The following is a 19,208-nucleotide window of genomic DNA, read 5'->3' as shown; positions in this document are numbered from 1 at the left end:
ACTCAGGCTGGTTCGAGTTCCGACTCGGCAAAGTTGTTTGTGTTGATGCCGCCCTCGGAGCCTGAGATGCCGTTGTAGTTCACCTGCTCAAACCGCACCACGACCGGGTAACGGATGCCAGACGTGTCGATGGAAGCCACTTTGCCTACTTCGTTGAACCAGTAGGACTCAGGGCGCTTGATGCGCACCATGTCACCGCGGGAGATCGCCATCGCTGCGCTGAAACTGGAATTCAAAAAGAGCGTATCTCGGTGATGGCACCTCGGTGCCTGAGCGTCACACAATGTCGTCCCAAGGCTCTGCTAGTTCGGTCGGTTTCCATGGCAGCATCCAACGTCTGTTGTGCTGCGGTTCGTGTTGCCCTCGTCTCCTAAATCTCCACTATTGGAGCTCGATCTGCCCGATCCGGAGCAGGACGACATCAGCACCATGGAGTTTCTGGCCAAGCTGGAAGAGGCATGGACCGTCTGCGACAAATTCGACCTTCAGACTGAGATCTGGAGAGGGCGCATTCTTAAGGCTGTACGTGATCGTGAGAAGCGTGGAGGTGAGGGGCGTGGTGCCGGTTTTCTGCAGTGGCTTAGAGAGCAAGAGATCAGCAAGACGCGGGCTTATGGCCTGATCCAGCTGGCGGAATCGGCCGAACAGATGCTTGGTGACGGCGTTTTGGAGCCGACCAGTGTCAATCAGTTTTCGAAAAGAGCCTTCATGGAAACCTCCTTGGCTGAACCGGAGGTGCAGCTGATGATCTCGGAAGCAGCCAATGAGGGACAAGAGATCACCCGGAAGCAGGTGCGACGGTTGACTGATGAGTTCACTGCGGCGACGAGCCCCCTTCTGCCAGAGGAGATCCGTGAGCGGACGCAACAGAACCTTCTTCCTCCGAAGGCGGTGGCGCCTTTGGTGAGGGAGCTCGCCAAGCTTCCCGAGCCCCAGCAAGAGGATCTGCGTAAGGTTCTTCGCGATGAGCCAGAGCTCGATCGCATCAAAGATGTCACCCACACAGCGCGATGGATCACTAAAGCCACTGAATCGGGAGAGGCCGTGCGTGCGTTTCAACAGGGTGAACTGGATCTTGAGAAGGCGATGCAGGAGGCCCAGAGGTTGGATGCGCTTGGCCTCCTTGCGGATGCCGTTGGTCAGGCCCATGCTCTGGAGTCCGCTGTGCTCAAGCTGCATACCTCCTGGAGACGACTCGGCGGTCTTCAAGAGCGGCTCTGGGTGGAGAGTGGGAGCAGCACGCCCTATTTGAGGGATGTTCTCTCTGCGCTGCAAAGCCTCAGTGGAGCCACCATGCGCGTCTCTTTAGGGGAACTGGCTGGTGGAAAGCGGGTTCGCTTGCAACTGGTGGAGGAATCACCGGATCAACTGGAGCCACCTGTTCTCTAGATCTGGCGCTGGGTATGGTGGATACACCACCTGTAGTGTGTCGTGGATTTGCTGCTGACGACGCTGCAGCGTTATTACGGATGGTCATCCTTCCGATCGGGCCAGCGTCCAGTGGTGGAGTGTCTCCTTGCTGGCAAGGATTGCTTGGCGGTGCTGCCGACCGGCGGCGGCAAGTCTCTCTGCTATCAACTTCCGGCTCTCGTTCGCGCTGGCTTGGTGGTGGTGATCTCACCGCTGGTGGCTCTGATGGAAGATCAGGTGCTTCAGCTTCGCCGCCGGGGGATTGAGGCGGCCTGTTTGCATGGCGGAATCGAGCTCGAGCAGCGTCGTCGCATCCTCGAACAGATCGATGCAGGAACCCTCAGACTTCTGTATCTCGCACCCGAACGGCTGCAGGGGGAAGCGATCCGTTCTCTGCTGCAGGAGCAGGCGGCATCCGGTCAGTTGGTTGCTTTCGCAGTGGACGAAGCTCACTGCATCAGTGCCTGGGGGCATGACTTCCGTCCGGATTACCGACGCCTTGGCCAGTTGAGGGATCTCTGCCCAGGTGTGCCGATGGTGGCGCTCAGCGCCACAGCAGCACCACGCGTTCGCGCCGACATCCTCCGCCTGTTGCATCTCCGTCGTCCTCTCATTCAGGTGGCATCAGCCCGTCGACGCAATCTGCACTACGCCATGCGCAGGCGTGTGAAAGATCCTCTCCAGGAGGTGGTTGCGGCTATCCAACAAGCCAGAGGCGCTTCCCTTATCTATGCCCGGACGCGTCGTTCAGTCGAGCAGTGGACCGAGAGGCTCCGCTCAACCGGCATTGAGGCCATCTCGTACCACGCTGGTCTCGAGCCGGACGTGCGACTGCGGGCCCTTGAGCATTTTCTCGGCAGCAACGATCCCGTGCTTGTCGCCACGGTCGCCTTCGGAATGGGCGTCGATCGCTCGGATGTGGGTTTGGTTCTCCACCTTGATCTGCCGAGTACCCCTGAGGGTTATCTGCAGGAATCGGGTCGTGCCGGTCGTGATGGATTGCCGGCTCACTGCTTGGTGCTCTTCTCACCCGCTGATCGCACGAGCCTCGGCAGGGCGATGCAAGCCTCATTGCGTCGATCACAAGCCAGTGATTCCGCAGACGAGGCCCATCGGGTTGAGCTTGCCCAGCGGCAGTTGCGTCGAATGGAGGCTGTGGCCGAAGGGGAGGGCTGCCGGGAACAGGCACTGCTGCTCTCAGTCGGTGAGCTTGTCCCTCCCTGCGGTCGCTGCGATCGATGCCAGATGGAGTGTCATCGGCAGAACTGGTCAGATGAAGCGCAGATCCTGCTGGAAAAACTGGCTGTTGCACGCGGGACGGATGTCAGGCATCTCAGTGATGCTCTCAATATCGAGGAGGGGCAATCGGCTCACTGGGGTTGGCTTGCCCGTCGTCTGGTTCAGGAAGAGCTGATTCAGGAAAGTGATGATGGCAACCAGCGCCTTTACATCAGGGAAAGTGGCCGACGGTTTCTCCATCGCCCCTGGCCCCTTCTTTATGCAGCTTGATTCAGGCGTCAGCTCTTCGCGGTCTTGCAGCGGTCCTTCAACAGGTCGCGTTCGAACTCCTTCTGGGGTGAGCTCCAGGTCTTCCAGCTTCCATTGGCGGCCGTCACGTTGATCTTCTCTGCGGCGCAGTTCACGGCCACATACAGAGACTGCCCATCACTGTTAAGCGTGGGTGCGACGTCACTGCCTCCCATTAACTGCCAGTTACCCCAGTCCACCTGAAGGGGGCCATAGGTCTTCCAGTCAGCTTTGTTCGGTTGGATGCCTGGTGAGGTCTTCGAGACGTCGGCTTTTGCGGTGATGACTGGTTTGGCCTTGGTTGCTGTCTTGGTCTTGGATGCTGTCTTGGTTTTGGGCTTGATAGTTGTGTTCGTTTTGATTTCGGCTGCTGACGCCTTGGGCTTGGGCTTGGGTTGCACAGTCGTCTCAGGAACGGCTGCTGTTTCAGGTTGATCCCTGGTGGCCACCGCGGCGGCTGGTTGGGTTTCGCTGGCTCGAAGCATGAGCTTGGTGCCCACGGTCACCTGGTTGGGATTCGCAATGGAATTGATGCTGACTAGCGATGCGACAGGGACTTTGTAGGCCTTGGCAATTTGCGTCAGGGTCTGGCCGCGAGCCACGGTGTGACTGGTGGCATTGGGGTCTGCCTTCACCGGTACTGGCTTGAGTTTGGGTTTGGCGGCTGTTTTCGGTTTTGGCAAAACTGCATTGCTAGGCAGTTTCAGCGTTTGGCCTTTCTCCACATGATCGGCACTGGCGAGGCCGTTCAACACCATTAATTGGCGCTCACTGACGCGGTACTGCAGAGCGATCGCACCAAGAGTGTCTCCCGAACGCACCGTATGCCGCCCCTTCCCAGCTGTGAATCCTGCGGCTGCTCCCTCTGGAAGACGCAGGGTCTGCCCCGCCTCGACATGGTTTGAGTCGCGCAGGCCGTTCACACGCATCAAGCTGCCGATCGATACGCCATAGCGTTCAGCGATATCGGAGAGGGTGTCTCCGCCTCTGACCGTTATGTTTGCTGCGCCGGAAGGAAGGCCCGAGAGGGCCATCAAGGCAAGGAGTGCTACGAGGGTGCGGCGCATACATCTCCAATAGATGGGCGAAACATAAGGTGCCATCCACAGGACGCCAGCCCTGCTTCATACGCTCGTCAACGAATCTCAGCTCAAAAGTCGGCGAAATGTTTCCGGCTTCAGTGTGTAGGGAGGATATCTCTGCGGTAGATCGAGCCAGAACGAGCGTTTCAGAACCGAGCGTTCATGCGAAAAAGTGCGGAACCCTGCTTCGCCGTGATGGGATCCCATGCCACTGGCCCCAACACCTCCGAAAGCAAGACCTGGGACGCCAGCCTGGAGGATGACATCGTTGAAACAGACGGTCCCGGAACTCGTGCTGCGCAGGAGGCGTTTCTGCTCGTCAGGATCTCCACCAAACAGATAAATAGCGAGAGGCTTGTCCTGACTTTGGATGCGGGTGATTGCATCGTTGAAATCATCGATTTCAATCACAGGAAGAAGAGGACCGAACAGTTCATCGGCCATCAGCGGGTCAGTGTTGTTTTGGATGCTGATCAACGTTGGGGCAATCCTGCGGCGGGTTTCATCACATTCCCCACCAAGGAGGACGCGTCCGTCGTCCTGTGCTGTTTTGATCAAGCCCGCCAAACGTTTGTAGTGACGCTCAGAAATCAGTGAAGCCATGTGCTCTGATTCCAGGGGGTTGGTGCCGTAGAGCGCGTGACGCTGGTCCGTCATGGCCTGGAGGAGTGGACCTTTCAGACTGTGTTCCACAAGGATGTGATCGGGCGCCACACAGGCTTGTCCTGCGTTAAATCCCTTTCCCCAGATCAGTCGCCGTGCGGTGACCTCCAGATCGGCCCCTGCGAGAACCACGGCAGGGTTCTTGCCTCCGAGTTCCAGGGTCACCGGTGTGAGATTGGCCGCTGCTCCTTCAAGAACTTTGGCTCCAATCCGCCCCCCTCCGGTGAAAAAAATGTGATCAAAACGGAGTCTGACCAGATCCGCCGCCACGCGGGCGTCCCCGTTCACGACCTGGACCACATCGCTGGGAAAGTGGAGCGGCACCAGTCGTTCAATCAGCTCCGCTGTAGCCGGTGCCTGCTCAGACGGCTTGATTACAGCTGTATTTCCTGCGGCCAGTGCGCTAACCAAAGGCCAGAACGTAAGACTGAAGGGCAAATTCCAGGGCCCGATGAGAAGCACGCAGCCAAGTGGTTCCCGGATCAGCTGGGCGCGTCCGGGCTGCTGCACGATTGGGACCCGGACCGATTGAGGGCGCATCCATCGGCGCAGGTTCCGTCGGGCTAGTTTCAATTCCTGCAGCAGGGACACCACCTCGGCCATCCCTTCGAGTGGCGGTTTGGCCAGATCCTGATGCAGCGCGTCCAACACCTCCTGCTCGTGGTCACAGACGAGGGAATGCAAGCGATCCAGTTGGAGCCGTCGCCAGACTTCTGGGCGGCTTGTCCCTTTCACCACAGGGGCGCGCAGTGCTTCGAGATCTGTAGCTGAGAAGGGACTGGTCCCGGTGATCTGAACCATCACGGTTCCCTGCGACCGTTGCATGTTTGCAGGTCTTCCCTTGCATCCATTGCGAAGGGGATGACGGAAGCCTCCGTCGTCATTACTACGGAGTGAGCAAGCATCAGTCGGATGCCGAAGCAGCAGCGGTGGTGGAACGGCGCCGTGATCTATCAATTGATCGTGCGCAGCTATGCCGATGGCAACGGCGATGGCGTGGGAGATCTGCAGGGGCTGTCGAGTCGTTTGCCTTATCTGCGCTGGCTTGGCGTGGAAGCGATTTGGCTGACTCCGGTCTACCCATCCCCCCTCCAGGACGGTGGGTATGACATCACTGATTTCAAGGCGATCCATCCAGATCTGGGAGATCTGGCGGCCTTTCATCGTTTTCTCACCGCAGCCCATGGGCATGGTCTGAAGGTGGTGATGGATCTGGTGCTGAATCACACCAGCGCGCTTCACCCCTGGTTTCAGAGGGCGCGCTGGGCACCACAGGGCACGCCTGAGAGAGAGGTGTACGTCTGGAGCGACGATCCCCATCGCTATGCGGACGCTCCCGTTCTGTTCCGCCACTTCGAATCGTCCAATTGGGAATGGGATGACGTGGCGGGGCAGTACTACCTCCACCGGTTCCTGCGTCATCAGCCCGACCTCAATTACGCCAACCCCCTGGTGCAAGACGAGATGCTCGAGGTTGTCGATTTCTGGATCGAGCGTGGTGTTGATGGTTTCCGTCTGGATGCGGTGCCCTTTCTCTGCGAAGAGGAGAATTCACGTTGCGAGGGCTTGCCGGAGACGCATGCCTTTTTGAAGCGGTTGCGTGAGCGGGTGGATTCTCATGGCCGCGATGTTCTCCTGTTGGCCGAGGCAATCCAACCGGTGCAGGAGGCAGCGCCCTATCTCGCGGACGATGAATTGCATGGTGCGTTCAATTTTGTTCTCACGGCTCATCTGTTCGCGGCCATTGCCAGCGGTTCCACGGAGCATCTGCGTCAGTGTCTTCAGGATGCCCAGGACGCCGTGTGCGGCTGCCGCTGGGCTTTACCCCTGCGCAATCACGATGAGCTCTGGCTTGGAGATGGTCATCTGATTCCCGAGGAGGTGATCCAAATCATTCGAGCTGGGCTTCATCAGGGCCAGGGTCACTGGCTCAACTGGGGCATTAATCGCCGCTTAGCTCCTTTGCTTAATGGCGATCCAGGTTCGAACCGTGTGTTGCACGGACTTCTCTACAGCCTGCCGGGGATGCCTTGTCTTTATTACGGCGATGAGCTGGGGATGGGGGACTGGCCCGGATTGAGGGACCGGGATCCCAATCGCACACCCATGGCCTGGACACCGGCCCGGAATGGAGGCTTCTCGTCGGCCCCGGACCCACTGCTCGTGTTGCCGCCCATCACAGCGCCTGGATACGACTACCGGGTGGTGAATGTGGAAGTGCAGAAACAGCTTCCAGGGTCACTGCTCAACTGGCACCGGCGCATGCTCACCTGCCGGCGGTTGTTGCCGGCCTTGCGCCATGGTGATTTCGAGCTGCTCCCGAGCGTTCATCCCAGTGTGATCAGCTATGTGCGCTGCGACGGATCGATGACCGTGCTGGTGGCGGCGAATCTTTCGGCGGCAGGAGCGTCGCTTCAACTCGATCTCAGCCGATGGGAGGGAGAGCGAACCCGGGAAGTGATGTGGGGTTGTGAATACCCACCCGCCAGCGCAGACTGGTTTGTGTATTTGCCGGCCCACGGCTTCAACTGGTGGTTGCTGGGTGAGGTTGAAGAGCAGAACGAAGCCTTGCAGGACAGCTGACGGGCGCGAGCGGCCCGCGTTCAGCGGGACAGATCCAGGACGCCAGCATCAGCACTGCCGTGGCCAGCCTGAGCCAGGAGTTCGCTCACCTCCGGGCGCAGTCGCTCGGCATCCTGCTGATCCACCATGGCCAGACGTGTGCGGCGGCAGAGCAGATCAGTGACGCCTCGCGCATGCTCATGGGTGATCGCATGACGCAGCTCGCCTCGGCAGACAGGAATCACATCGCTGAGGGGCTGTCGGTCGTCGTCAGACCAGCTCGACACCAGGTGTGGTGCTGCAAGCCCATGGTTGCCCAGTAGGTGGGCGACCTGCTGCTGGCGCTGAGGCGTGTCTGGCAACAGTGTTTCCAGAGAGGCCTCCTGGCTCTGGAGCAGAGCAGGTGTTTGCAGGGAATCTGGGGCGCTGCCGATCAGAGGCAACATCCCAGGCGCTTGAAGGGCGTGCCCGAGCTGCTGCTCCACTGCTTGGAGAGTATCGATGGCCATGGGCCGGCAGGTGGTCCATTTGCCTCCCATCACACTGACCAATCCGCAGGCCAGAGTCTCCACCTCGTGCTCGCGCACGACGCGACTGCTGTTCACATCGGCACCTGCAGGCTTCAGCAGAGGGCGTCCCCCGGCCCAGCAGCTGCCTACGTCGATGTTGTTGAGTGCAGGAAACCAGCGCTGTACATAATCCAGCAGGTACTTCACTTCGTTCTCTGATGGAGAGGAGGCCTGCTCCTGGGGGCAGGGGGTGTCGGTTGTGCCCACCAGGGTTCGCCCGAAGAACGGAAGCATGAACAGCACCCGTCCGTCATCGGTAGACGGCAGCAGCAGGCCGATTCCCTCCGGGCAAAGGGTTTGCTTGAGCACGAGGTGGATGCCACGGCTGGTGAGCATCCTCTTCTCGCAGGAGGGATCTGCCATCCTCCGGATCGTGTCGGAGTGGATCCCAGTGGCATTCACCACAACCCTCGCCTGCCAACGTTCGCTTTGACCGCCCGTGCTTTCGCTGATCGCTCCGCAGAGCCTTCCGCTGCTGTCGGTTTCCAGGGCGACGACCCGCGTACGGGTGCGCACGACCGCGCCCGCTTGTTCCGCGGTGAGTGCCATCAGGAGGTTGAGGCGCGCGTCATCAAACTGCCCGTCGCTGTAGGCCACCCCCCGCGTGATGTCGTCTCGAAGGGCGGGGAGGGCATGGCGCAGCTGTTGGCTTGAGAGCAGGCGACTGCTTCCAATCCCTGAGCGGCCCGAGAGTGCGTCGTAAAGGCCCAGCCCGAGGCGGTAGTAGGCCTGGCCGATCACTCCGCCCGTGGGCAGGGCCAGTTCGAGGCGTTTGGCTAGGAAAGGAGCTTGCTGGAGCCAGTGTCCCCGCTCCAGCAAGGCTTCTCTGACCAATCGCAGCTGCGCCGTGTCGGCGGTTTTGAACGCAAGCTCGAGGTAACGAACCCCTCCGTGCAGCAACTTGGTGCTGCGGCAACTGGTGCCTCCTCCCAGGTCATGGCTTTCCAGCAGGGCCACACGCAGGCCGCGGCGCACGCCCTCGTAGGCAACGCAGGCACCGCTGGCGCCTCCGCCGATCACCAGGAGATCGAAGCACGTGTCATTCATGCCAGTGGAGGCTCCGTGAAACGGCGTCATCCCACCGTCGTAACCAAGTCTGGCGCTCATCAGTATCAAGACGAGGCCTGAACAGTTGGGTGTTCTGTTGACGCTGGGGAAGAAGGACCTGAAGGTCGGGAACGACGTCGCACTGAAGGCCTGCAAGCAAGGCGACGCCCCGTGCGGTGCTTTCCAGCTGCGATGGGCGCCGCACGCGCAGCCCTGTGCTGTCGGCCTGGGCCTGGAGAAGGGGATCTGAGGCGGCTGCACCGCCATCGACGGCCAGTTCTCCCAGTCCATGGCCGATGGCATCCTCGGCCAGTCGAACCAACCCCGCCACGGAGAGGGCGATTCCCTCGAGCGCGGCACGGGCGATGTGTCCCCTTCGGCTGTCGCGGGTGAGGCCAATCAGCAGACCTCGTGCCTGGGGATCCCAGTGGGGTGTGCCCCAGCCTGTGAAGGCCGGTACGAGCATCACCCCCGCGGCGTTTTCAACACTGAGGGCGAGACGGTTCACCTCATCTGCTGTGGGAATGATCTCCAATCCATCGCGAAGCCACTGCACGACGGTGCCGGCATTGAAAAGGCTGCCCTCCAGGCAATACGTGGGAGTGCCCTGGTCATCAGTCCAGCCGAGAGTGCTCAGCAGCCCAGCGTCACTGCGCTTGATCTCCGTCCCGGTGTTGATCACCAGGAAGGCACCGGTTCCATAGGTGCATTTGGCTTCCCCTGGTTCCAGGCAGAGTTGTCCGAGGGTTGCAGCCTGCTGGTCGCCCAGGAGTGCACAGATCGGCACTCCGGCGAAGGGGCAGTCGCTGGCGATCGCGCCGAAGTCACCGCGGCAGGGCACGAGATCGGGTAAGGCGCTGGTGGGTAGCCCAATGTGATCACAGAACGCAGGCACCCATTGGCGCTGTTCAAGATCCATGAGCAGGGTGCGACTGGCATTGCTCATGTCGGAGCAGTGGCGACGTGCCCCGCTCAAGTGCCACAGCAGCCAGCTTTCCACCGTCCCGAAGCAGAGATCTCCTTGGGCTGCCGCGCTGGCGGCGGCGTTGTGGTGCTGAAGCAGCCAGTGGATCTTGCTGGCGCTGAAATAGGGGTCGAGCATCAGGCCTGTGCGGGTCCGCCAGTCCCCTTCCAGTCCTGCCCGTTTCCAGGCTGCGCAGACATCGGCTGTGCGCCCGTCCTGCCAGACCAGAGCTGGACCGCAGGGAGAGCCGTCGCTGCGGCGCCAGAGGATGGTGGTTTCGCGCTGATTGGTGATGCCGCAGGCCACCACCGCTTGGCGTTGCTCTGCGGTGATTGTCTGCTCCAGACGTGCCAAGGCCTGGCGCTGACTGGCCCAAATCTCCATGGGCTCCTGTTCGACCCAGCCATCAGCGGGGTAGTGGATATTCAGGGGCGCAGAGGCGCTGGCCACCGCATGCCCCTGCGCATCAAATAGAACAGCGCGTGAGCTGCTGGTGCCTTGATCCAGTGCCAGCAGGAGAGGCGAGCTAACCATGGCGCTCCTGTTTATTAAGTGCTAGCGGTGGTAGTGCCCGGCTGCAAAGACCATGCTTCGGGATGTCTCAACGGCAAGCACTCCCGCTTGGGTGTCTGAAGCCGTGGTGTATCAGATTTTTCCCGATCGATTCCGGCGCAGCGGAAGGGTGAAGGCGCAATCCAGCCTCGCCTTGCAGCCCTGGAGCAACAGCCCTCAGGAGCAGGGGTTCCAGGGGGGTGATTTGCTTGGCGTGCTCGATGCTCTCGATCACCTGCAGGAGCTGGGTGTCACCTGTCTGTATCTCACCCCTGTGTTCAGTTCAGCCGCCAATCACCGTTATCACGCCTACGACTATTTCCAGGTGGATCCTCTGCTGGGGGGGGATGCTGCTCTGGATGCCTTGATTGAAGCGCTGCATGGCCGCGGCATGCGCCTCATCCTCGATGGCGTGTTCAATCATTGCGGCCGCGGCTTCTGGGCTTTTCACCACCTGCTGGAGAACGGTCCGTCATCTCCATATGTGGACTGGTTCACGGTGCATCAGTGGCCCCTGATCCCCTACCCACGTAAGGGTCAGTCGTGCGGATACAGCTGCTGGTGGAATGATCCTGCGCTACCTAAGTTCAACCACGCCAATCCAGCAGTCCAAGATCATCTGCTAGCGGCGGGTCGGCACTGGCTTGAACGCGGCATCGACGGATGGCGCTTGGATGTCCCGGATGAGGTTCCCCATGCGTTCTGGGTCGATTTTCACCGCATGGTGAAGGAGGTGAATCCGAACGCATGGATTGTTGGGGAGATCTGGGGAGACGCCCGTCCCTGGTTGCAGGGCGATCAGTTTGATGGCGTGATGAATTACCGCCTGGGCTGGAGCAGCTTGTGCTGGGCTGCTGGTGCCAGGTTGAGGTCGGGCTACCGCAATCCGATGTACCCGCTCAACCGTCTGGATGGGGAGGATTGGATCACCTGCGTGGACCAGACCTTGGGTTGGTATTCCTCTGCGGTGAACCGCAGCCAGCTCAACCTGCTCGACAGTCACGACGTTCCCAGGGCTCTGCACACCCTGCGGGGGGACGCCAACGCGCTTCGACTGGCTTTGCTTTTGTTGTGCCTCCAACCTGGAGCTCCCTGCCTTTACTACGGCACCGAGATGGGTTTAAGCGGAGGCCCAGAGCCAGGGTGCCGTGAGGCCTACCCCTGGTCGGGACCTGTTCCTCAGGACCTCCGGCAGATGGTGAGGGACCTGTTCGGGCTGAGGCGTTCGCTCGCTGGCCGCATCGCTGACGGTTGGAGCTGGCATGCGCTAGATGAGGACGGTTTGCTGGGGCGGTCTTGCCGCAGTCCAACTGTGTCGGTGTTCATCAACCGAAGCCGCCGCCGCCGCCTCAATTGTCCAGAGAAATTCGCACATGTTGTCTGGAGTGCCGGCAGCATCGACGCCAGTGATCAGATGCTGGGACCGCAGTCAGCTGTTGTGTTCTCCTCGGTGCCCGGAGAGGAGATTGAAGCCCTTGTCGAGACTTGAACTCGAGACCTCTCCCTTACCAAGGGAGTGCTCTACCGCTGAGCTACAAGGGCATGTGGTGGATGGGCCGGGTTGGATTTGAACCAACGTAGGCAGAGCCAGCGGATTTACAGTCCGCCCCCATTAACCACTCGGGCACCGACCCGAACCACACCGGAAGAACTTACCAGCTCACATGACAGGGGTGGTCGATACGATCAGGGGCCATCGTTCCTGCGAGTGATGCGTCTGCTTCTGCTCAACGGCCCCAACATCAATCTGCTGGGCCAGCGGGAACCTGGCCTTTACGGGCACCAGACGCTTCCTGACATCGAAACGTGCTTGAGGGATCTGGCCAGAGCGGCTGAGGTGCAACTCGAAACGTTTCAAAGCAATTTTGAGGGTGCTCTGGTGGAACGGGTCCATGAGGCGATGGGCTCAGTGGACGGGATCCTGATCAATGCCGGTGCGTACACCCACACCTCCATTGCGCTGCGCGATGCTCTTCTGGGGGTGGCGATTCCTTTCGTGGAAGTGCATTTGAGCAATACACATGCGCGCGAGACGTTTCGTCATCACTCCTATCTCGCCGACTGTGCTTTGGGCGTGGTGTGTGGGTTCGGCGCCTTCAGTTACACCATGGCTTTTGACGGCTTGGTGAACTACCTCAGAGGAGCAAAGGCATGAGCATCACCAGTTCAACGATGGACCGCTCAGTCCCATTGATTGCCTCGATCCGCTGGTTGGCGGCTCCAACGAGTGTGCGCTGGGTTGAGCAAGCCAATGCCAGGCCCATGGAGGTGTTGATTGACCATGCCCACTGCGAGCGCAAGGCAGCTGGATCAGCGGTTCAGTTGATGTTCCGTTATCTCTGTGAACCTGGTCTGGGCGAAGTTCTTAGCCCTTTGGCGCGGGAAGAGCTGGAGCATTTTGAGCAGGTGCTGGCGCTGCTCAAATCAAGAGGTCGTTATCTGGAGCCGCTCCGTTCTCCTGCCTATGGAGCCCTTCTTGCCAAGCAGGTTCGACGGGGAGAGCCCGAGCGCATGCTGGATTCCTTCCTGATCGCAGGATTGATTGAGGCCCGAAGCCACGAACGCATGGCGTTGCTGGCCCAAAACAGTCCTGACCCTGGGTTGAGAGAGCTTTACGGCGGCCTTTTGAAGAGTGAGGCGCGTCACTTCGGTCTCTACTGGGTGCTGTGTGAGCAGCGCTATCCGCGTGATGTGATCATTCCACGGTTGGAGCAGCTAGCAGCGGCAGAGGTTGATGCGCTCAGAGGAGACCTGAGCTGCCCTGAGGACGTGAGGATGCATTCCGTTGGTGTGATCTTTTGATCGTCTCGGTGATCCTTGGTTGGAACATTCAATCTGTTTCTGGAACCATGGTGCAGAGCTGAGTGATCAGCAAAGCGCTAATTTTTCTGTTGTGGCTTAAAAAAATGTACCGCCGGTGATCCATGCCTGGAACGGTGCCCTGGTTCCTTCCAGAATTGCTAAATAGCTCGTGCTGAAGATGCCTGCAAAGGTGATGCAAATGCCGATTGCAATCAGAGCTTCATAGAGATTTTTAGGATTTCCAGCCTCAGTGTTTGAGAAGGCGCGACGACGAGCCATGGATTCTCCTATGCCTCTTGGTTATGAACATCATTCCTCGGTTGCGCCGATGCAACGAGTGAACGTCAACAAGTCATCACCTTGTGAAGGCATGTGAATCATCGATGCTTTGACTTTGCGAGACATGAAGATTGTTGTTGATTGCTGCTGCAATTGTTAAGAGTTTTTGGTGTTGGTGATTACCAAGTCAATGAAGATCTAAGCGTTCTCCTTCCTTCAGGACTGCGTGGGCCAGGGTCCTGTCTTGAAAGGTTTCGCTACGCGAGTCCAAAAGAAGTCTGAAGAGATTCGCCAGTAAGCGCGTGTCAGTTCTAAAATTGACCCAATTGCCGTTCGGTTTCGATGCTTGACCCCGTAACAGCTGTTGCCGATTCCCTCCAGGCGCTACGGAATGGCACCACTGATGAGCAATGGGATGGATTGAAAGCCAACCCATTGGTGCGCGACCTGATCAGTCGCTGTGCCGACCTCGAAGCAGCCTGGCTCCTGAGTGATCAACCTCCCGCGGATGCGGCTTGCACCCGTCGAAGCAAAGCGCTGAGGTCTCCAGTGGATGCCCGATTGCTTCTTGCCGCCTGAGGCCGATAAAGACAAACCGCGAAGCCTCAAGGTGGTGATGGTGCCTTGAGGCGATTTGCTTCAAGAGCCATAGGACCGCGATGCCTTCAGCGCATTAAAGCGTTGGAAACCGCCTGGCGATCGGTTCTCCAGTGAAGTTGGCAACCCAGCCGCTGGGGTTGTTGAACAAACGGATTGCGCAGAACGATGGATTCGCGCCCATGTCAAACCAGTGACGGGTTCCAGCCGGCACGCTGATCCAGTCATTGGCTTCGCATCTCACCTGAAGCACTTCGTTGTCGATATGCAGGCAAAACAGGCCGCGTCCTTCCACGAACAGACGCACTTCGTCTTCAGCGTGGATGTGTTCGCTTAGGAATTTCTGGCGTAGGGCTTCTCGATCCGGATGATCTGGATGCATCCGGATGGCATCAACGGTGGAGTAACCACCGAGGGCCTGGATCTGCTGGATCTCCTCGGCGTAGGTCGAGAGAATTGCGTTTTGATCGGCATCATGCGCAAGCTTCGCCCTGTTCGCGCACCGATCAAAAGCGATGCCACGCAGGCGTAGCTCCTGTTGGATGCGAGCTGGATCGACCGTGTTCAAGACCGGCTCGCCGGCTTGCTCGGAATAGATGCTCAGCTCACTCATGGCTTAGAACCTGGCTGGGGTGCTGTCGTCGATGTTGTTTCAGCATGCTGGATCGGTTGCTGCCACTTTTTCAACGTTGCTCAATCCTTCAGGGCCATCGTCGAATTCCCTCACGCTTGTGGGTGTAGGCCCCGGAGATCCGGAGCTGCTCACGATTGCTGCAGTGCGGGCCTTGGAGCTGGCGGATGTGGTGGCTTATCCCGTGGGCCGGGAGGGAGGGACTGGGATGGCGCTCACCATTGCTGAGCGTTGGCTGAAGCCTGAGCAGCAGCGGTTGCCGCTGTTGTTCCCGATGGTGGCGGAAGCGGGCCCCAGGACTGCGGCATGGCGCAGTGCTGCCGATCAACTGGCCCAGGTGGTCGGCAAAGGTTCCAAGGTCGTTCTTCTCTGTGAGGGCGATGTCTCCCTGTTCGCGACTGGAAGTTACGTGCAGCTGGCCCTGCGAGAGCGGCATCCCGATCTTCCTTTTAGGCTTGTCCCCGGTATTCCTGCGGTGTGTGCTGCTGCAGCTGCAGCACCAGCGCTGGGATTGGATCTTCCGTTGGCTTTACAACAGGAAGGTTTTCTCATGCGTCCATGTCCTGACTCCATCAGTCCACTAGAGCGTCTTCTGCAGATGGCGGACGACAGTCACACGGTGCTCGGCCTGATCAAAGTGGGGCAGCGCTGGCCCTGGGTCCGCACCGTTCTTCAACGGCGGAACCTTCTTGAACAGGCTGTGTTTGCCCAGCGGGTGGGTTGGCCTGACCAGTGGATTGCCCGCGCTGCCGAGGTCTCTGAGGACACGAAACCCTATTTTTCTCTTCTGCTCATCCGACAGTCCTGGCCCCAGGTGTTGCCCTGACCGAATCCATTCTTTTGCTGACTCCTCTGCAGTGGCTGGCGCTGGCGCATCCAGTGCTGATCATCTTGTTTGTGTATCCCGTGATCGGTGCCACCATCCGCCTCGGCATCCTGGCCAGGGAGCGGCGGCTTCAGATCAATCCCATCGCTGCCACGGTTCCCGTTGAGCATGCGGAGCACGGCCGTTGGGCCACCGGTGGATTGCTGATGGCCGTATTGCTGGCGTTCACCCATGCCTTGGCCTCGGGGCAGGCGAGTTTGGCCCTTTGGGGCACGTCAGCCGCCGCGGCTTCTGTTGCTGTTGGTTCGTTTGTGGTTCTGTTGCGCTCCAGGCGTCTGGTGCCAAGGCTGATCGGTTCCTGGGGCTGCTGGCTGATGCTTCTTCTGATTGTTCTGCAAGCCCTCCCTGGAGCTGGCAAGGCGTACGGGGGGACCCTGATCTGGCAATCCCATACCTGGGGTGGAATGCTGCTCCTGGCGCTGTTGCTGCTCACCATGGCCGTGCAGAGGGAAATTGCTGCAAGGCTCTGGCTGCGACGGATTCACGTGCTGGTCAATCTGTTGGTGGCCCTGCTCTTAGCCACCCAGGCCATCAGCGGCACCCGCGACCTTCTGTTGCGCTAGGGCGAGCTTCAACCAATACGGCTTCCTGACCCCTTGACTTCAGTTTGCTGCATGAGGCATCGGTCGAAGGGGCGTCTCGATGGTGCCGAGAACAGCCTTGTGAGCAGGGCTCCAAGGGCTTTCCATTCCGGGGGGGCCATGCGATCGCGCCAGCAGTTCGGGCGGCAGAACAGCCAGCGGATCAGCTGCTTTCGCTGCATAGGGCTCAAGGGGCCCCAGCGGACCGCCAATTGCAGTCCTCGGGCCGTCTCCAGTTGCACCGGTAGGGGGGGCACCTCTTTGCACCAGCCAAGGGTGGAGCTGGCCACTAGGGGTGTTCTTTCAGCGTGCAGTTCCAGCTCTGCTCCACTTTCACTGATGGCCTTGAGGGTGCAGGCATGGCGATGTCCTCCATCATCTTGAAACCATGCCGGGGTTTCGATGGCTTGCCAGGGTGAGGGGTCCTGGGACGGGGGGTCCCAGCAGGCGCGCAGAGCGATGAAGAGGCTCAGCAGGTTGAGCACAGCCCACATAAGGCCGAGAGGGCGACCGTCGAATGCGGCGGAATCCAAAGCTGCTTGCGGTTTGAGCAGACCGTGCAGATTGAACAGGTTGAGGGCCAGCAGTGCCAACAGGGGTAGCGAGAGTTGCAAGCTCCAGCTGCCCCGGTCGCGCCGCTGGTGTTTTGGAGTCACCGTGAATCCACCGATGCGGCCCATCAAATTCGCCAGCACGGTCACTGTGAGCGGAACGGTGAGAACCCAGCCCGTGAGTTCGCTCAAGACAGCAGCGCGCGACCCCCGGTTCAACCAGCCCACTCCCATCAGAAGCGTCCCCCAGAGGGGTAATAGCAGTCCGACGGCATCGTCAGCGGTGATCAGGATCGGCAAAGTCCCGAGGAGGCCGTAGCTCAAAGGCATGAGGATCAGCACCAATCGCGGCACGTTGTTGATCCAGTGCACAACGCCCTCGAGATACGCCACCCTTTGCCAGGGCGTGAGGCCGCCTCCGCGTAGAGGACCCTCCGGTAGCCGCAGGCTCTGGAGCGTGCCGCTTGCCCAGCGCTGCCGTTGGCGCACGAAGTCCGCCATGGTCTCCGCTGCCAGACCAGCGCTCAGCTTCTGTTGCAGATAAAGGAGTCTCCATCCCTTGCGTCGGAGGTTGATTCCGGTGACGAAATCTTCTGAGATCGCCCGTTCCACAAAACCACCCACGGAGTCGAGAGCAGATCGGCGAGCCAGGAATGCCGTGCCGGCGCAGACCACCGCTCCCCAACTGTCACGCACAGGTTCGATCCAGCGGTAAAAGCTTTCCTCATCGGAGAGCAGCCAGCGTTCCATTCTCAGATTCCTCATCACAGGATCGGCGTTGATGAAGGTTTGGGGTGTCTGTAGAAGCCCTACCTCGGGATCCAGAAGAAAGCCGATGCTGTTCTCGAGAAACGTGGTCTGTGGGATGAAATCGGCGTCGAAGACGGCCACTAGCTCCCCTCGGCAACGACGCAGACCATGGTTCAGGTTCCCCGCTTTGGCGGAGGAGCGGACCGGTCGATGCACATAGGTGCAGCCGTGGCGAGAGGCCAGGGCTTTCACCTCCTGGCGACCGCTGTCATCCAAGACCCACACGTGAGTGTGGGAGTAGGTTTGGCTACAGCAACCAATCAGCGTTCTTTCCAGAACATTGATGGGTTCGCCGTAGGTGGGCACGAGGATGTCCACCAATGGGGCCCAGTGGCTTTGCCGCCATTGCTCCCGCAGCTGATGCATGGCTGGACGGCGGTCGGGGAAGCGACGCCAAGCCAGCACAAATGGCACCATCCCGCTGAGAAGCAACCAGCCTTCGGCGGCCAGCAATAGAAGGCTCAGGGTTGTGCTCAGTGGGGTGCTCAGATTCAGGCTTGCGCTGACCCGCCAGAGCAGATAGCGCAGGGTGAGGACACCGATCAGAACGATCAGGCTTCGTCTGCGCCAGATCGGGCTCGACTGCTCCGGTGTTCGACTCAGCCAGGCCGGCCAGATCAGGGCAAGCAGCGGCAGCCAGCTCATGCCAGTTGGTCTTGCTGCCGGCGCAACAAACTGAGGGCTTGATCTGGAGTGGGTGCTCGCATCAGTTGCTGGCGAAATTGGGACGCTCCGTTGAATCCTGTGCAGGTCCAGCTCATGTGTTTCCTGGCGATCAGCAGACCGTGATCGCCGCGAGCCGCCACGAGCGCTTGAAGCTGGTCCGCAGCGATCATGAGGCGTTCGCTTGCCCCGGGCGTGGGAGGCACCGGCAACCCTTTCAGAGCGGCATCAATCTGACCCACAAGCCAAGGAGCACCCATGGTTCCCCGGCCAACCATCACACCATCAGCATCGGTGACCCCAAGGCATTCCCGGGCATCCTCCGGACTGAACACATCACCGTTAGCAATCACAGGAATCCTTAGGGCGCGTTTCACCGCAGCGATCGCTTCCCAGTCGGCGCGACCGCTGAAGCGTTGTTCCCGGGTGCGGCCATGCAAGGTGAGCAGCTGGGCCCCGGCGGCTTCAAGCCTGCGGCACCAAGCCATGGCCGCTGCGTGGCTGTCTCCGCCCTGAGGAACACTGCACCATCCAAGACGGGTCTTCACGGTGACAGGGATGCCGACGGCGGCAACCACGGCCTCCACGATTGTGCAGGCCAGGTCTGGATCACGAATGAGGCCGCTGCCCCCGCCTTTCCGGGCGATCTTCCGCACCGGGCATCCCATATTGATATCGATCAGAAAAGCGCCGGCATCCTCAGCTCGCCGCGCCGCATCCGCCATCGACTCAGGCCTGTGATCAAACAGTTGAACACCGATGGGTCCTGCTTCCTGCCGGAGCTCCTCCACTTTTCCGCGGCCATGACCCAGCTCGAGGCTGGTGGCATTGACCATTTCGGTGAAGAGCAGTGCATCGCGGCTCCAACGCCGCACCAAGGCCCGGAAAATTTTGTCACTGACGCCGGCAAGCGGTGATTGCAGCACTCTGCTTGTCAGAACACGCGTCTGGCTGCTGCCGTTCAGATGCAGATCCGCATGCAGTACCGAGGGCATCGGACCTGGCCTGATTGTGTTCATTCTGGCTAACCGA

At 59.9% G+C, this 19,208-nt stretch carries 18 protein-coding genes and 2 tRNA genes; 9 read left to right on the top strand and 11 right to left on the bottom strand.

The features are described 5' to 3' along the window. Nucleotides 1–2 precede the first annotated feature (2 nt). Nucleotides 3–212: a photosystem I reaction center subunit IV gene (locus ACLM45_RS06320; RefSeq protein WP_006042096.1), complete on the bottom strand. Its 210-nt coding sequence runs from the start codon at nt 210–212 to the stop codon at nt 3–5. A 145-nt stretch (nt 213–357) separates the two neighbouring features. On the opposite strand from ACLM45_RS06320, the gene ACLM45_RS06315 reads away from it, so the two are divergent. Both ACLM45_RS06315 and ACLM45_RS06310 read left to right on the top strand, forming a co-directional pair. Further along, entirely contained in the window at nt 358–1,389 is a 1,032-nt protein-coding gene (locus tag ACLM45_RS06315) for a hypothetical protein (protein ID WP_415411168.1), read from the top strand. A 42-nt stretch (nt 1,390–1,431) separates the two neighbouring features. After that, nucleotides 1,432–2,919, top strand: a complete 1,488-nt coding sequence (locus tag ACLM45_RS06310; RefSeq protein WP_006042094.1) for a RecQ family ATP-dependent DNA helicase — start codon at nt 1,432–1,434, stop codon at nt 2,917–2,919. A gap of 8 nt (nt 2,920–2,927) precedes the next feature. On the opposite strand, the gene ACLM45_RS06305 is transcribed toward ACLM45_RS06310, so the two are convergent. Together ACLM45_RS06305 and ACLM45_RS06300 are read right to left on the bottom strand one after the other, a co-directional pair. Continuing rightward, nucleotides 2,928–4,004, bottom strand: coding sequence for a LysM peptidoglycan-binding domain-containing protein (locus ACLM45_RS06305; RefSeq protein ID WP_415411167.1), 1,077 nt, complete (start codon nt 4,002–4,004; stop codon nt 2,928–2,930). A 78-nt stretch (nt 4,005–4,082) separates the two neighbouring features. After that, nucleotides 4,083–5,507, bottom strand: a complete 1,425-nt coding sequence (locus ACLM45_RS06300; protein ID WP_415411166.1) for an aldehyde dehydrogenase family protein — start codon at nt 5,505–5,507, stop codon at nt 4,083–4,085. Nucleotides 5,508–5,594: 87 nt separating this feature from the next. Between ACLM45_RS06300 and ACLM45_RS06295 the strand changes: the two genes are divergently transcribed. Further along, nucleotides 5,595–7,265, top strand: a complete 1,671-nt coding sequence (locus tag ACLM45_RS06295; protein WP_415411165.1) for an alpha-amylase family protein — start codon at nt 5,595–5,597, stop codon at nt 7,263–7,265. Between the two features lie 20 nt (nt 7,266–7,285). Here ACLM45_RS06295 and ACLM45_RS06290 read toward each other — a convergent pair whose 3' ends face one another. Continuing rightward, complete coding sequence (locus tag ACLM45_RS06290) at nt 7,286–8,860, bottom strand: FAD-dependent oxidoreductase (RefSeq protein ID WP_415411368.1); 1,575 nt, start codon at nt 8,858–8,860, stop codon at nt 7,286–7,288. Then, nucleotides 8,853–10,358 (bottom strand): FGGY family carbohydrate kinase, encoded by a 1,506-nt coding sequence (locus ACLM45_RS06285; RefSeq protein ID WP_415411164.1) that lies wholly within the window; start codon nt 10,356–10,358, stop codon nt 8,853–8,855. The genes ACLM45_RS06290 and ACLM45_RS06285 overlap by 8 nt, the downstream gene beginning before the upstream one ends. Nucleotides 10,359–10,410: 52 nt before the next feature. On the opposite strand from ACLM45_RS06285, the gene ACLM45_RS06280 reads away from it, so the two are divergent. Next, nucleotides 10,411–11,865 (top strand): glycoside hydrolase family 13 protein, encoded by a 1,455-nt coding sequence (locus ACLM45_RS06280; protein ID WP_415411163.1) that lies wholly within the window; start codon nt 10,411–10,413, stop codon nt 11,863–11,865. Here ACLM45_RS06280 and ACLM45_RS06275 read toward each other — a convergent pair. Together ACLM45_RS06275 and ACLM45_RS06270 are read right to left on the bottom strand one after the other, a co-directional pair. Further along, nucleotides 11,847–11,918: transfer RNA gene (locus ACLM45_RS06275), tRNA-Thr, on the bottom strand. The genes ACLM45_RS06280 and ACLM45_RS06275 overlap by 19 nt on opposite strands. Nucleotides 11,919–11,928: 10 nt before the next feature. Then, nucleotides 11,929–12,010: transfer RNA gene (locus tag ACLM45_RS06270), tRNA-Tyr, on the bottom strand. A gap of 77 nt (nt 12,011–12,087) precedes the next feature. Here ACLM45_RS06270 and aroQ point away from each other — a divergent pair. Both aroQ and ACLM45_RS06260 read left to right on the top strand, forming a co-directional pair. Continuing rightward, nucleotides 12,088–12,531, top strand: coding sequence for a type II 3-dehydroquinate dehydratase (gene aroQ, locus ACLM45_RS06265; protein WP_415411162.1), 444 nt, complete (start codon nt 12,088–12,090; stop codon nt 12,529–12,531). Next, nucleotides 12,528–13,178, top strand: a complete 651-nt coding sequence (locus tag ACLM45_RS06260; RefSeq protein ID WP_415411161.1) for a tRNA-(ms[2]io[6]A)-hydroxylase — start codon at nt 12,528–12,530, stop codon at nt 13,176–13,178. The genes aroQ and ACLM45_RS06260 overlap by 4 nt, the downstream gene beginning before the upstream one ends. A 96-nt stretch (nt 13,179–13,274) precedes the next feature. Here ACLM45_RS06260 and ACLM45_RS06255 read toward each other — a convergent pair whose 3' ends face one another. Continuing rightward, nucleotides 13,275–13,457 carry a hypothetical protein gene (locus ACLM45_RS06255; protein WP_415411160.1) on the bottom strand — a complete coding sequence of 61 codons (183 nt, stop codon included), beginning with the start codon at nt 13,455–13,457 and terminating at the stop codon, nt 13,275–13,277. Nucleotides 13,458–13,799: 342 nt separating this feature from the next. On the opposite strand from ACLM45_RS06255, the gene ACLM45_RS06250 reads away from it, so the two are divergent. After that, on the top strand, nt 13,800–14,036 hold the full coding sequence (locus tag ACLM45_RS06250) for a hypothetical protein (protein WP_415411159.1): 237 nt from the start codon (nt 13,800–13,802) through the stop codon (nt 14,034–14,036). A gap of 94 nt (nt 14,037–14,130) precedes the next feature. On the opposite strand, the gene ACLM45_RS06245 is transcribed toward ACLM45_RS06250, so the two are convergent. Continuing rightward, nucleotides 14,131–14,667 carry a 1,2-dihydroxy-3-keto-5-methylthiopentene dioxygenase gene (locus ACLM45_RS06245; RefSeq protein ID WP_415411158.1) on the bottom strand — a complete coding sequence of 179 codons (537 nt, stop codon included), beginning with the start codon at nt 14,665–14,667 and terminating at the stop codon, nt 14,131–14,133. 31 nt (nt 14,668–14,698) lie between these two features. On the opposite strand from ACLM45_RS06245, the gene cobI reads away from it, so the two are divergent. Both cobI and ACLM45_RS06235 read left to right on the top strand, forming a co-directional pair. After that, nucleotides 14,699–15,511 carry a precorrin-2 C(20)-methyltransferase gene (gene cobI, locus ACLM45_RS06240; RefSeq protein WP_415411157.1) on the top strand — a complete coding sequence of 271 codons (813 nt, stop codon included), beginning with the start codon at nt 14,699–14,701 and terminating at the stop codon, nt 15,509–15,511. 14 nt (nt 15,512–15,525) lie between these two features. Further along, nucleotides 15,526–16,134 (top strand): DUF4079 family protein, encoded by a 609-nt coding sequence (locus tag ACLM45_RS06235; protein WP_415411156.1) that lies wholly within the window; start codon nt 15,526–15,528, stop codon nt 16,132–16,134. An 8-nt stretch (nt 16,135–16,142) separates the two neighbouring features. On the opposite strand, the gene ACLM45_RS06230 is transcribed toward ACLM45_RS06235, so the two are convergent. Then, complete coding sequence (locus ACLM45_RS06230; RefSeq protein ID WP_415411155.1) at nt 16,143–18,158, bottom strand: glycosyltransferase; 2,016 nt, start codon at nt 18,156–18,158, stop codon at nt 16,143–16,145. Further along, a complete protein-coding gene (dusB, locus tag ACLM45_RS06225) occupies nt 18,155–19,171 on the bottom strand; it encodes a tRNA dihydrouridine synthase DusB (protein ID WP_415411154.1) in 1,017 nt (338 codons plus the stop codon). The genes ACLM45_RS06230 and dusB overlap by 4 nt, the downstream gene beginning before the upstream one ends. Nucleotides 19,172–19,208 lie beyond the last annotated feature (37 nt).

Origin of the sequence: Synechococcus sp. A10-1-5-9, assembly GCF_047716785.1 — a bacterium.
Classification (GTDB): Bacteria; Cyanobacteriota; Cyanobacteriia; order PCC-6307; family Cyanobiaceae; genus Synechococcus_C.
Note: the sequence above shows the minus strand (reverse complement) of the source record. Positions and strands in the feature narration are given on the sequence as shown.